The sequence below is a fragment of the Clostridium cadaveris genome (genome assembly GCF_020911725.1).
Taxonomy (GTDB): domain Bacteria; phylum Bacillota; class Clostridia; order Clostridiales; family Clostridiaceae; genus Clostridium_X; species Clostridium_X cadaveris.
Map to the genome: position 1 here is coordinate 200,001 of NZ_CP076620.1, position 13,727 is coordinate 213,727.

12 protein-coding genes, 2 tRNA genes and 2 rRNA genes (1 of these 16 only partly in view) are annotated in these 13,727 nt (G+C 34.9%); 12 read left to right on the plus strand and 4 right to left on the minus strand.

Annotated features, from left to right (window positions below; genetic code table 11):
* The 7 genes from KQH81_RS00920 to KQH81_RS00950 all read left to right on the plus strand — a co-directional run.
* Positions 1-2,476 (plus strand): 23S ribosomal RNA (locus tag KQH81_RS00920); it begins 428 nt to the left of the window's first position.
* Between the two features lie 134 nt (positions 2,477-2,610).
* A 5S ribosomal RNA gene (rrf, locus tag KQH81_RS00925) occupies positions 2,611-2,728 on the plus strand.
* Positions 2,729-2,734: 6 nt separating this feature from the next.
* A tRNA-Glu gene (locus tag KQH81_RS00930) sits at positions 2,735-2,809 on the plus strand.
* Between the two features lie 297 nt (positions 2,810-3,106).
* Positions 3,107-3,181 (plus strand) — tRNA-Glu (locus tag KQH81_RS00935).
* A 424-nt stretch (positions 3,182-3,605) separates the two neighbouring features.
* The gene (sfsA, locus tag KQH81_RS00940; RefSeq protein WP_027639757.1) at positions 3,606-4,328 is read left to right on the plus strand and encodes a DNA/RNA nuclease SfsA; all 723 of its coding nucleotides are present in this window, start codon (positions 3,606-3,608) and stop codon (positions 4,326-4,328) included.
* Between the two features lie 20 nt (positions 4,329-4,348).
* Complete coding sequence (locus KQH81_RS00945; protein WP_051196344.1) at positions 4,349-4,888, plus strand: NAD(+) diphosphatase; 540 nt, start codon at positions 4,349-4,351, stop codon at positions 4,886-4,888.
* 33 nt (positions 4,889-4,921) lie between these two features.
* Positions 4,922-5,773, plus strand: a complete 852-nt coding sequence (locus KQH81_RS00950) for a polysaccharide deacetylase family protein (protein WP_074846639.1) — start codon at positions 4,922-4,924, stop codon at positions 5,771-5,773.
* A gap of 132 nt (positions 5,774-5,905) precedes the next feature.
* Here the strand turns inward: KQH81_RS00950 and KQH81_RS00955 are convergent, their stop codons facing one another.
* Together KQH81_RS00955 and KQH81_RS00960 are read right to left on the minus strand one after the other, a co-directional pair.
* The gene (locus KQH81_RS00955) at positions 5,906-6,250 is read right to left on the minus strand and encodes a hypothetical protein (RefSeq protein WP_230028685.1); all 345 of its coding nucleotides are present in this window, start codon (positions 6,248-6,250) and stop codon (positions 5,906-5,908) included.
* Positions 6,247-7,488 (minus strand): DUF1576 domain-containing protein, encoded by a 1,242-nt coding sequence (locus tag KQH81_RS00960; RefSeq protein ID WP_027639760.1) that lies wholly within the window; start codon positions 7,486-7,488, stop codon positions 6,247-6,249. Before KQH81_RS00960 ends, KQH81_RS00955 begins: the two co-directional genes overlap by 4 nt.
* Positions 7,489-7,719: 231 nt before the next feature.
* Here KQH81_RS00960 and KQH81_RS00965 point away from each other — a divergent pair, with 231 nt between their 5' ends.
* From KQH81_RS00965 to KQH81_RS00980, 4 genes are all read left to right on the plus strand, one after another.
* Complete coding sequence (locus KQH81_RS00965; protein WP_027639761.1) at positions 7,720-7,902, plus strand: hypothetical protein; 183 nt, start codon at positions 7,720-7,722, stop codon at positions 7,900-7,902.
* A 101-nt stretch (positions 7,903-8,003) separates the two neighbouring features.
* Entirely contained in the window at positions 8,004-8,192 is a 189-nt protein-coding gene (locus tag KQH81_RS00970) for a hypothetical protein (RefSeq protein WP_051196345.1), read from the plus strand.
* A gap of 268 nt (positions 8,193-8,460) precedes the next feature.
* Positions 8,461-10,110 carry a PTS transporter subunit EIIC gene (locus KQH81_RS00975; protein WP_027639763.1) on the plus strand — a complete coding sequence of 550 codons (1,650 nt, stop codon included), beginning with the start codon at positions 8,461-8,463 and terminating at the stop codon, positions 10,108-10,110.
* 216 nt (positions 10,111-10,326) lie between these two features.
* The gene (locus tag KQH81_RS00980) at positions 10,327-11,295 is read left to right on the plus strand and encodes a Gfo/Idh/MocA family protein (RefSeq protein WP_027639764.1); all 969 of its coding nucleotides are present in this window, start codon (positions 10,327-10,329) and stop codon (positions 11,293-11,295) included.
* Between the two features lie 102 nt (positions 11,296-11,397).
* Here KQH81_RS00980 and KQH81_RS00985 read toward each other — a convergent pair whose 3' ends face one another.
* A complete protein-coding gene (locus tag KQH81_RS00985; RefSeq protein WP_027639765.1) occupies positions 11,398-11,997 on the minus strand; it encodes a hypothetical protein in 600 nt (199 codons plus the stop codon).
* A gap of 124 nt (positions 11,998-12,121) precedes the next feature.
* On the minus strand, positions 12,122-12,814 hold the full coding sequence (locus KQH81_RS00990) for a 5'-methylthioadenosine/adenosylhomocysteine nucleosidase (protein ID WP_027639766.1): 693 nt from the start codon (positions 12,812-12,814) through the stop codon (positions 12,122-12,124).
* Positions 12,815-12,946: 132 nt separating this feature from the next.
* Here KQH81_RS00990 and KQH81_RS00995 point away from each other — a divergent pair, with 132 nt between their 5' ends.
* Positions 12,947-13,711, plus strand: coding sequence for a tRNA threonylcarbamoyladenosine dehydratase (locus KQH81_RS00995; RefSeq protein ID WP_027639767.1), 765 nt, complete (start codon positions 12,947-12,949; stop codon positions 13,709-13,711).
* Positions 13,712-13,727: the final 16 nt, after the last annotated feature.

Genomic DNA, 13,727 nt, shown 5'->3' on the forward strand with positions numbered 1-13,727 from the left:
CCTTGTGGGAAGCAGGGAGGACCACCTCCCAAGGCTAAATACTACCTGATGACCGATAGTGAAGCAGTACCGTGAGGGAAAGGTGAAAAGAACCCCGGGAGGGGAGTGAAATAGAACCTGAAACCGTGTGCCTACAACCGGTCAGAGCACTTTATATGTGTGATGACGTGCTTTTTGTAGAACGAGCCAGCGAGTTACGGTATGTAGCGAGGTTAAGGACTTAAGGTCCGGAGCCGAAGGGAAACCGAGTCTTAAAAGGGCGAAAAGTTGCATGCTGTAGACCCGAAACCAGGTGACCTATCCATGGTCAGGTTGAAGCGAAGGTAAAACTTCGTGGAGGACCGAACCACGTTGGTGTTGAAAAACCATGGGATGAACTGTGGATAGCGGAGAAATTCCAATCGAACTTGGAGATAGCTGGTTCTCCCCGAAATAGCTTTAGGGCTAGCGTTGAGAATGAGTAGTGGAGGTAGAGCACTGAATGGGCTAGGGGGCATAGAGCTTACTGAACCTTATCAAACTCCGAATGCCACTAACTTGAATCTCAGCAGTCAGACTACGAATGATAAGATCCGTGGTCAAAAGGGAAACAGCCCAGACCATCAGCTAAGGTCCCAAAGTGTAGATTAAGTGGAAAAGGATGTGGGATTTCTAAGACAACTAGGATGTTGGCTTAGAAGCAGCCACTCATTTAAAGAGTGCGTAATAGCTCACTAGTCAAGAGATCCTGCGCCGAAGATGTCCGGGGCTAAAATCTACCACCGAAGCTATGGGTGTACACTAGATGTACGCGGTAGGGGAGCGTCCTATGTTGGAAGAAGTTGTACCGAAAGGAGCAGTGGACGACATAGGAGTGAGAATGCTGGCATAAGTAGCGAGAAGTGAGTGAGAATCTCACTGGCCGAAAACCTAAGGTTTCCTGAGGAAGGCTCGTCCGCTCAGGGTTAGTCGGGACCTAAGCCGAGGCCGAAAGGCGTAGGTGATGGACAATCGGTTGATATTCCGATACCACTATAAGCGTATGACCAATGGGGTGACGCAGGAGGATAAGATGTGCTAACTATTGGATGTTAGTCTAAGCACTTAGGCAGTAAAGATAGGCAAATCCGTCTTTACAATGCTGAGGTGTGATGGGGAAGGTGCAAGCACCGAAGTATCTGATTCCACGCTGCCAAGAAAAGCCTCTAGGGAGCAAAGTAGTGCCCGTACCGCAAACCGACACAGGTAGGTGAGGAGAGAATCCTAAGGCCATCGGAAGAATTGCAGTTAAGGAACTCGGCAAATTGACTCCGTAACTTCGGGAGAAGGAGTGCCATAGAAATATGGTCGCAGAGAATAGGCCCAAGCAACTGTTTAGCAAAAACACAGGTCTCTGCTAAAGCGAAAGCTGATGTATAGGGGCTGACGCCTGCCCGGTGCTGGAAGGTTAAGGGGAACACTTAGTTTAGGCGAAGGTGTGAACTTAAGCCCCAGTAAACGGCGGCCGTAACTATAACGGTCCTAAGGTAGCGAAATTCCTTGTCAGGTAAGTTCTGACCCGCACGAATGGCGTAATGACTTGGGCACTGTCTCAACTGCAAATCCGGCGAAATTGTAGTGCCAGTGAAGATGCTGGCTACCCGCGATTGGACGGAAAGACCCCGTAGAGCTTTACTGCAATTTAGCATTGAGTTCCGGTATTGTCTGTACAGGATAGGTGGGAGGCTGAGAAATAGGATCGTCAGGTCCTATGGAGCCATCCTTGGGATACCACCCTGACAGTACTGGGATTCTAACCGGGCACCATGAAGCTGGTGACGGGACATTGTTAGGTGGGCAGTTTGACTGGGGCGGTCGCCTCCAAAAAAGTAACGGAGGCGCCCAAAGGTTCCCTCAGAAGGGTCGGAAATCCTTCGAAGAGTGCAAAGGCAGAAGGGAGCCTGACTGCGAGACCAACAAGTCGAGCAGGGACGAAAGTCGGGCTTAGTGATCCGGTGGTACCTCGTGGGAGGGCCATCGCTCAACGGATAAAAGCTACCTCGGGGATAACAGGCTGATCTCCCCCAAGAGTCCACATCGACGGGGAGGTTTGGCACCTCGATGTCGGCTCGTCGCATCCTGGGGCTGAAGTAGGTCCCAAGGGTTGGGCTGTTCGCCCATTAAAGCGGCACGCGAGCTGGGTTCAGAACGTCGTGAGACAGTTCGGTCCCTATCCGTCGCGGGCGTAGGAAATTTGAGAGGAGCTGTCCTTAGTACGAGAGGACCGGGATGGACTGACCTCTGGTGCACCAGTTGTTCCGCCAGGAGCATAGCTGGGTAGCTAAGTCGGGAAGGGATAAACGCTGAAAGCATCTAAGCGTGAAGCCCCCCTCAAGATGAGATTTCCCATAACGTAAGTTAGTAAGACCCCTTGAAGAACACAAGGTAGATAGGTGAGAGGTGTAAGTGCAGCAATGTATTCAGCTGACTCATACTAATAGGTCGAGGACTTAATCAAAGAAAACAAAGATAGAAATAGAAAATCTGTGTGCAATTTTGAAAGAATAATTAAGTTCTTTCAAAGGAAACTCACTCACTGAAGTGAGGAGTACAGTTTTTCAGCTAAATCGAAGATTTAGGAAAAACTAAGCATCTGGTGATGATGCGTAATTTGGTAATACCCGTTCCCATTCCGAACACGAAGGTCAAGCAAATTACGGCTGATGGTACTGCAGGGGAGGCTCTGTGGGAGAGTAGGTGGTCGCCAGGTTATAATGGCTCCTTGGTCAAGCGGTTAAGACACCACCCTTTCACGGTGGTAACAGGGGTTCGATTCCCCTAGGAGTCACCATAAATAAAAGGTAGATGATAATTCATTTACCTTTTTTGTGTTAATAAGTAGTAGAGCTGATGAGAAAGTGTTTTTTAGAATATTACCCTTTCAAAGTATAATTAAATTTTTAGTTGGATATAATATGGATCACTTTAATTTCAAAAGTAATGATATTTATAGAAGAAATTAATAGATATATTCTTTATTATTGATAAAATTAGTTATAAAACTTAAAAAAATCATTGACTTCAAATTAGTGAGTAGTATAATTGAAGTGTGAGGAATATTGTTCCAAATAAACTTAATATTGCATATGGCTCCTTGGTCAAGCGGTCAAGACTCCACCCTCTCACGGTGGCATCAGGAGTTCGAATCTCCTAGGAGTCACCATATAGCAAGCGCAAATACATGAATTTAAATTAGATATTATCTAAAAAGTTCATGTATTTGCGTTTTTTTATAAAAAGTTTATAGAAAAAAGATTTAGTGCAATGATCATATATGGTAATAAATTGTAAGGTTTTCTGAAATTGATTAAGTTGAACTAAAATATAATTAAGATAATACATATAGTCCACAAAAATCTTTGAATATACACACAACTGTGGATAAAATATGTGGACAATGTTGATAAGTTAGGACAAACCTGTTGAAAAAGTAGAAAAAGTTATTTAATTTTAAGATTTAATGATGTTTTATAGGAAAAACATGAAATGAAAACTTCTATGTTGTGTGTTATAATGATAAATATATTTAAAAGAAAAATAGTTTAAATAAATACTATTAAGAAGCAATTAAAAAAAATGGAGAAACTATGAAAATAGATAAAAATGTTAGAACAGCTAAATTTGTAAAAAGACCAAATAGATTTCAAGGATATGTTGATATAGATGGAACTGAAGAGATGGTACATGTACCTAATACAGGGAGATGCAGAGAAATACTTAAAGAAGGGGCTACTGTACTTATAAGAGCAGAAGATAATCCTAATAGAAAAACTAGATATAGTTTAATTGCAGCATACAAAGGGAAAAGACTTATAAACATAGACTCGCAAGCTCCTAATAAAATAGCAGAAGAAGCTCTTAAAAATGAAGTTATTGAGGATTTAAAAGAATACAGAGATATACGAAGAGAAAAAACTTTCGGTAACAGCAGATTTGATTTCAAGTTATGCATAGAAAGACAAGATGAAGATGAGCTTATAGCATCACCAGAAAATGAGTATTATCTTGAGGTAAAAGGAGTTACATTAGAAGACAATAGGGAAACACGATTTCCTGATGCACCTACGGAACGAGGAACTAAACACCTTCTTGAACTTATTGAGGTTAAAAAAAGCGGAAGAGGTGCAGGTGTATTATTTGTCATACAGATGGATGATATAGATTATTTTAGGCCTAATGATGAGATGGATCCGGAATTCGGTAAAGCATTAAGAAGTGCAAAAGAAAATGGGGTTGATATATTTGCTTATTGTTGCAAAGTGGAGATGAACGAGATCGCTCTATATAAAAGAATTCCTGTAAAGCTTTAGTATAGTTAGGAGGATAAATAATGAAGTATAAATATTGTCCTATATGCGGAAGAGAATTGGTAGAAAAGTATAGTTGGGATGAAGGTGGAGTGCCTTATTGTGAGCACGATAATATGATGTATTTTGATACTCCTAAACCTTGTATTATAGTAGCTGTTGTAAAAGGTGATGAGGTACTTCTTTTAAAGCAAAGTTATATTTTTAAAGATTCAAAAGTATTAATTTCAGGATATGTAACTAATGGTGAAACGGTTGAAGAGACAGTTTCAAGAGAGGTTTTAGAGGAAACGGGAATTGAAATAGAAGATATGATGTACTTGGGAAGTCACTACTTACAGGCTAAGGAGATAATAATGCTTACATATATATGCAGATACAAATCAGGTGAGATAAAAAAATCTGATGAAGTAGAAGGAATAGGATGGGAAAAGCTTAACAATGCAATATCAGAAATGAAGCAGGACGATATAGGCAAAGCTGTTATGATGAAAGTTTTACAGCTTACAAGTATTTGGAATAATGAAATATTTAAGCATATAAGGTATGTACAAAACAGTTAGAGATATAAAGTGAGAAAGTAGGTGGGGGCTAGGTTGAAGAAAAATATGTCTAAGATTTTAAGGGGCATAATTATAATTTTAATTACTATAGTATCTATAATATGTTTCTATACTCTAAGAGAAACACTTATCTCTAAATATAACAAGACTGAAGGAGAAGCTATAGTATTAAATAGCAGTGATATTTTAAGGGGAACCCCAGTAGATTATATAGAAAATTCAGGAGTGAAAATTCCTATATTAAGTTATTCTTTCATAAATGACAGTGGAGAACCATTATCTCTATCAAAAGCTACTTTTGAAAGTCATATAGAATGGCTTAATGAGAATGGTTACACTTTTTTAAGTGCAAAAGAAGCCTATGAGATGATTACTACAGGAAATAATGTGCCTAAAAGACCTATAGTAATAAGCTTTGAAGATGGTTATGATGATGTTTTTACTAATGCATATCCAATTCTTAAGAAATATAATGCAAAGGCAACAGTATTTATTTCTAGTGATAATATAAACAAGGAATCTTATTTAAGTGAATTTATGATGAAGACCATGTACGAAGATGGCATAAGCTTTCAAGGGCATAGTATGAACAATAAAAAATTACAGCTTTTGCATTATGATGAGCAATATAAATATTTAAAAGAATCTAAAGAAAAAATAGAGGGCATATTAAAAAATAAGGTTGAAATTATTATGTATCCATATGGAAGTTATGATGGAGACACTATAACTGTTATGGACAAGCTCGGATACAAAATGGGCATTGGAAATAGATATGGATATGCTAGAGAAAGCAATGGAATATATAATGTAAGACGTATAAAAATAACTATGAATAACAAAGATATGAATAGCTTTAGGGATATTTTTAAGGGAATGAAATAGGTTTAAAAATAATGAAGTTAGAAAATTAATATTGATAGTAAAAATAGGCATAAATAAGGCTAAGGAAATATCAAATATATTTCCTTAGCCCTTATTTTATCCAATGTATTTAGAAGTTAAATTAAATGATTCCTAGTTATTTTTCCTTTTCACTTCTATAACCAATATATCTTCTTCAAGAATTATATCTACAGAATCTATCATCATACCAACTAGAGATAATTCGTTTTCCCCTTCAGTATCTCCAGTAAGCTCCCAATAATATTCTTCCATCTCATGACATCTTGGAACGTTTAGAGATGTTTCAAGATAATCAATATCGTTTTTTGTTATATTTGGAACATAACATTTTAAAGTAAATGTTATTAAGTCATTGTCTACATCTAAATTAATGGATATGTGTTCTGCACCCTTTAAGTAGCAATAGGAAGTTAATTCATCTAAAATTCGAATATTCTTTTGTCTATCGTGCGTCAATTGGTCTGCTCCCTTCTAAATGCATGTATTAGTGGTATAAGTGTCATGGCAACAAAGCCTCCTGCTAAACCGTTATTATAAAGGTTTAGTCCTCCATGCAAATAACCGGTATTCATTACTGTGCAAACATGCAGGAATCCGGCAAGAATTCCATACTTCCATCCAAATTGACCAGCTATAGGAGCTAGTGTAGTACTGAAAAGCATGGATATAAGCATTTGAGGTGATGCTATACCCCATATATTTAGTACTGAAGATAATAGGGCACCAATCATTATAGGTATTACGTTAAGAGGATGTTTACCAAAGGCCCCAAAACCTACGATAGTCATAATACCACCCATAGTAGGACCATTTAATTCTCCTCCTATAATTATTACTATAATTGTAGAAAGTATACCTAAAATCCCCATATTAATATAAGCGGCTTTACCATACATTATATAATAATCAGATACAAGTCTACCACTGTGTTTAGTTATTTTTGAAGTGTTTTTTAAAGCATCTTTATTATCATAAACTCCAAAGCCTATAAGAATCAAGAATATAACTATTAAAAATACACCAAAAAGCAGGTTGTTTCCAGTTGACCATATAAATTTTGATTCAAAAGTAATTCCTAAAGCTCTAAATATAGCCATCAGCATAGTTCCTAAGAGTCCAGCGGCAAATCCAACGTTGTACAAATTGTATCCTTGATGAAGTTTTGTACAGTTTGCAGCCAATGGTGAAAGTATGAAACCTATGCCAATCCCGATAGCACATCCCATTGGAATTGAGACGTAAACAGGAAAAAGACCTACGAAACTTAATTGACTCACAGCTGGTGCAAGGGATGTACCTAAAAGTGCTATTAATGAGTAGTTAAGAAAAGGTTCCTTTTTATATTTTGAATAAAGCCAAACTCCTAAAATTATTGGCCATACATTTAATACATTTTTACCAAAAAAACTAAAGCCGGCCATAAGCCATAATGACATTAGGGTAGAACCATTTGGTTTTATACCTATAATTATAAGTAGAGCAATTGACAATAGGGTTACTAATCCCGCATTAACGAAGGCAGCACCTATGCCCCCTATTGCTACATAATCAGTTATAAGAATATCTGGGCTGAAGATGATTTCCTTCAAACCGTTAAATACATTTATTGGGCCATCTACTATAAGTCCAAAAATGACGAAAATTGAAAATATAAGTATAGATAGCGAATATGAAGGGTAAAGTTTTCGCCTCATAAATAATAATAACCTCCTAAAGTTAAGCTTATTTATATTATATAGTATAAATTAACCGTTTGTAAGTAGGTAAATGTAAACGTTTGATAATTTTTTTTATTAAGAATATTAATAAGCTTATAGGTATAAAAAATTTATAAAAATTTAAGAGAAATTGTATTTTATATGTTTAAAGAAAAAGATATAATTAAAGGTACGAATAAATTTAAGAGGCAATTGGAGGAAGAAAAAATGGTGCTTAGTAATAACTGTAGGGTATGTCCTGACTACAAAAATAATAAATGTGATGCTAAAGCAATGGATTGCTTATGCAGAAGATGCCCAAGAACTATGGGGAAGTGCATAATAACAAAATATTGCAGTGAAACAGAATCTATATTGATATTTGATGACGAGTATGATGATTATGAATAAATGAATATATTAAGCCACTACTAATGTATGATATAGAACTTGAATATTAATCAAGAAAACTACACAATATATTATTATATTTTGTAGTGGAGCTGATGGAAATGAAGGATGAAAAATTTAAGTATTTAGTGGCTGAAAATTGTTCTGGATATGAACCAAATGGACTTACAAGTGCTGTGAGTAATAGTTATATGAGCAGTAGTTGTAATAGCTGTGCTTTTTATAATAATGGGCAATGCAAAAAAAGACTATATGAAAGTATGGTTATGGATATTTTTAAAAATAATTAAAAAAATATAAAATGAAAACGAATAAAAACATTTACACGATAAAAATTATATGATATTATGAGTTCATAGAAAAAATAAGGTGTTACTGGTAATGCAGGCAAGACTTAAAAATAGCAAGTATTGAAATCTGTGTGAGAACATAGGTTTATGCATGTTATCTTTAGGTCTTTTTTGCGTTCTTAAACTTAAAGCTGGCCAGCTTAGGATAAAAAGCCTTATAAATGCAAATTATATAAACAAAATATAAAATGATTTGGAGGAATAATATATGCTTAAATATTTACAAAGAATAGGTAAAGCTATAATGTTGCCAATAGCAGCATTACCAATAGCAGGTATATTACTTGGTGTTGGTGGAGCTCTTTTAGGAATTGCAGGCTTAGCTGATGCACCATCAGTATATCAACCACTAATAGCTTTTGTTAATATACCAGCAGTTACAGCTATATTGACAGTAATGAAGAATATTGGAGATATTATATTTGGTAACCTTCCACTACTATTTGCTGTAGGAGTTGCAGTTGGACTTGCAAAGAAAGATAAAGGAACAGCAGCTTTAGCATCAGTATTTGGATTTATAGTAATGAATCAAGTTATTTCAACTTTATTAGGACTTGGTGTAACCCAATTAGGAACTGTTACTCCAAGTAATGTTGGTGAATTTGGAACTTACGTTACAACAAACTTAGGTATATTCACATTAAATATGTCAGTTTTCGGCGGAATTATAACAGGTATAATTACAGCAATATTACATGACAAATATCATGAGATTCAATTACCACAAGTTATAGGTTTCTTTTCAGGTTCAAGATTTGTACCTATAATAACATCAGTAGTTATGGCTTTAGTAGGAGCAGTTCTTGCTTTCGCTTGGCCAATAGTTCAAAATGGAATAGGATATATAGCAGACCTTGTTAGAAATGCAGGATTTATAGGAACTTTCTTCTATGGAGTTATTGAAAGAGCATTAATTCCATTTGGATTACACCATGTATTCTATACTCCATTCTGGTTTGGATCATTTGTTGATGCAAATGTATTAATAGGCGGCTCATGGCAGACAATAGCAGGTGCAAACACTGCATATTTCGCTCAATTATCAAGTATGACAAACCTTGTTGGAGCATCTCCAGAGACTATGTCTACTATAGTAAGCGGTACTACAAGATTCATGGCTGGTAAGTTCCCATTCATGATGTTTGGTCTTCCAGCAGCAGCATTTGCGATGTACAAATGTGCAGCTCCATCTAAGAGAAAGCAAGTTGGATCTTTATTATTAGCAGCAGCAGTAACTTCATTCTTAACTGGTATAACTGAACCATTAGAATTCACATTCTTATTCGTTGCTCCAGTACTTTATGGAGTTCACTGTGTATTAGCAGGATTATCATTCATGCTTATGGATATCTTCCGCGTATTTATTGGAATGACATTCTCAGGTGGATTTATCGACTTCAGTTTATTTGGATTACTTCCAGCAGGTGCAGGAGTACCAACTAGATGGTTCATGGTTCTAGCAGTAGGTGCGGTATATGCAGTAGTTTACTATTTCTTATTCACATTTATGATTAAGAAATTCAATTTAAAGACTCCAGGAAGAGATGAAAATGAAGAAGATACTAAGTTATTCACAAAGGCTGATTATCAAGAAGTTAAGTCTTCAAAGGGTGAAATAGTTGAGAAATCTCCAGCAGTATTAGAAGCTTTAGGTGGAGAAGAAAACATAGTAAGTGTTGATGCATGCATAACAAGACTTAGAGTAGAAGTTAAAGATAAGACTAAGGTTAATAAGGCAGACTTAAAATCTTTAGGTGCTACTGGAGTTATGGAAGTTGGAAACGGAATACAAGCAATTTTCGGAGTTAAAGCAGACGCTTACAAGAATGAGATCAATAAAATCTTAGGAAGAGACTAGGACATAAAAATAAATATTTAATTACTCCCACAATGAAATATTTAAAAACCGAACTATAAATAAAACTTAATAAAAAGAGAAGAGTAGATTTTGATTTCTTTTATAGGATAGAAGTCATGAAGTAAAACTCTTCTCTTTTTTATATAAAAATATGTAGCTTATATTTATAATAGTATAAAAGAGTATAAGTTTTAAATTTCTATAGGGGGAAGATATATGATTAGATTTGGAATAATTGGGACGAACAAGATAAGTGATGAATTTATAATTTCAGCAAAAGATGTAGCGGGATTTCAACTTACAGCAGTATACTCAAGAAGTGAAAACACAGGAAGAAAATTTGCTGAAAAACATGGGGCTAGCATTGTTTATACTTCATTAGAAGAATTTGCAGCATCAGATTCTTTTGATGCTGTTTATATAGCAAGTCCAAATAGTTTTCACTGTTCTCAGTCAATAATGATGATGAATTATGGAAAACACGTTTTATGTGAAAAGCCAGTTTCCTCTGATTTAGAAGAGTTGAAATCAATGTTAGAAGTAGCAAAGAGTAATAATGTGATTTTACTGGAAGCCATGAGACCTGTGTTTGATCCTGGATTTGCAAAGATTCAAGAGTTACTTCCACAGCTTGGAAGTATAAGAAGAGTTACATTTAATTTTTGCCAATACTCTTCTAGATATGATAAATTCAAAGATGGTATTATATTAAATGCTTTTAATCCCAAGCTTTCAAACTCTGCACTGATGGATATAGGGGTTTATTGCGTACATCCTTTAGTAAAATTATTTGGAATGCCGAATAACATAATCTCAAAAAGTGTTTTTCTTCATAATGGTATGGAAGGAATGGGAACGGTTATTGCAGAGTATGATGGCATGCTGGCTGAGCTTCAATACTCAAAAATAACAACTTCTTATCTTCCAAGTCAAATACAAGGAGAGCTTGGAAGTATGATAATAAAAGAGATACCAAATACTGATGTTATTGAATTATATTTTAGAAGTGGTAAAAGAGAAGTAGTCATGATAGAAAAGCATGAACACAACATGTATTATGAGGTGAAAGAGTTTATTCGTCTTATAGAAAGTGCAGAAAGTGCAGAAGAACATAATAAATACTCACTGATGGAAATGGAAATGATAGACGAGATTCGTAAGAGCTCAGGAATTAGTTTTAGGTAAGAAATTAGTTGAAGAGGGTTAGTATCTCTTCAACTTAGTTTATATATGTGCATATTCTTTTAGAAGATATATTTATTAGATATGCTATACAAAAACAAAATTTTAGTAGATTTCCTTTATTGGTATAAACGCAATAAGGGGTCTGCCATCTCTATATGTATTTGGATATAACTCTAGATATTCTAATCCTAATTTATAAACATATTCCCACAAATCTTCATTAAATATTTTTTTGTTTTTTTCTATTAAATTTTTATCGTTAGATACAAACTCTGCAATAATGGGAGAAAAATTACCCCATAAACCTGAGTGATTTTTACCTAAAATTATATCTTTGGCAAGATCTTTTATTTCACTATAAATATTAATTGTTAAAAGTCTTGATTTTTCTTTCAACTTATAATTTTTAACGAATTTATTTGGAAATTTAAGGGGCAAAATACAGTCTAAATCCTCAGAATATGCTGCAACAATTAATGGTTTTAGAGATATTACTACTGCAGGTTGGCTGTCTCCATAATAAATATGTGCCTTTATTTTTTCAATCTTTGTAAAGCCTAAACAGTACTTATCCTTTGCTTTGCAAATTAGACCTAAAATACCATATAGATCAGGTCTTAATTGTTTTAATTTTTGATTAGATAAAGTTAATTCTCCTGGACAAGATGCATATGTATGTAGATTAGAAGTTTCAGCTTTCATATGTTAACCTCCCTTGTTTTATTCACAAGTATAAATAGAATTTTACCTATAAAAGAGTAGCAGATAGTTTTGTTTTTACGCAAAAATAGCTACTACTCTTTTTAATATAATATTTTATTTATAATTAAATATTTGAAATTATGCTCTTTAGTATAGCAGTTGAATTCTCAACAGCTATAGGCTTAAATTTTTCATAATCCATGTGAGCTCCAGTGTTTGCATTATCAGAAATTGATCTTATAACAACACATGGAGTATCATTTAAATAGCAGGCTTGAGCTATGCTTCCGCCCTCCATTTCGCATGCTAATGCATTAAATGAATCCTTTAGCCATCTTATCTTATCTACATTTGCAACAAACTCATCACCTGTAACTATAGTTCCTATAAAAGAGTTGAAGTTACTTGAATTTTCTATTGCCTTTTTAGCAAGAGATATTAATTCAGGATCACATTTGAAATCAAATGTAGATAGTCTTGGAATTTGACCATGAGGATATCCGAAAGCTGTAGAGTTCATGTCATGTTGAATTAAAGAATCAGCTATGACAACATCTCCAGGAGCGATAGAATCTCCAACGCCACCAGCGACTCCTACATTTATAACTTTTGTAGCACCAAAAGTTGTGATAAGTATTTGAGCGCATATAGCGGAATTAACTTTACCTATTCCAGAAATTACTGCTACTACTTTTTTGTTTAAAATATAACCCTCATGAAATGTCATATGAGCTATTGTTCTTGTTGTTTCAGCTTTCATTTCACCTAATAAAGGCTGAAGTTCTTCTTCCATTGCGGCAATTATACCTAGTACCATATCGTACCTCCAATTATCCATAAATATTAATATATATTATTATAACAAACATCTAATAATTTATATATAAGTTTTCTATGTGGTATATTATAATAAAAAGATAAATTAATGTAGAAAGGGCGAATAAAGTATATGTTACAGCATTCATTATCAAGAACTGAATTATTAATTGGAAAAGAGGCTTTAAATAATTTAAAAAATAAAAGGGTTGTAATATTTGGAATAGGCGGAGTTGGAAGCTTTGCAGTAGAAGCATTGGCAAGAGCAGGAGTTGGAAGCCTTGTTTTAGTTGATGATGATACTGTATGCTTGACAAACTTAAACAGACAGATTCATGCTACTTATAAAACCATAAGTCAACCTAAAGTACAGGTTATGAAGGAAAGAATTCTAGAGATAAATAGAAAATGCGAAGTAATAGCTCATCAAACCTTTGTAACTGCAGAAAACATAGGTGCTATAGTCACTGAGGATGTGGATTACGTAATAGATGCCATAGATACTGTTTCATCAAAGATAGCGCTTGCAGTTTGGTGTGAGGATAATGGAATAAGACTTATAAGCTCTATGGGCACAGGAAACAAACTTGATCCAACTATGTTTAAGGTAAGTGACATATATAAAACTTCTGTATGCCCTCTAGCAAAGGTGATGAGAAGAGAGCTTAAGAGAAGAAACGTAAAAAAACTTAAGGTTGTATATTCAGAAGAAATGCCTTTAAAGCCAAAATCGGAAGATGTAGTTACCTGTAAGGAAGGATGTGTATGTACTGGAGAATCTACAAAGAAGTGTGCAGCAAAGCGTCAAATACCTGGAAGCATTTCTTTTGTACCTCCTGTAGCAGGAATGATACTTGCGGGTGAAGTTATAAAAGAGCTTATGAATATAAGTGAATAATAGTATTAATTTTTTT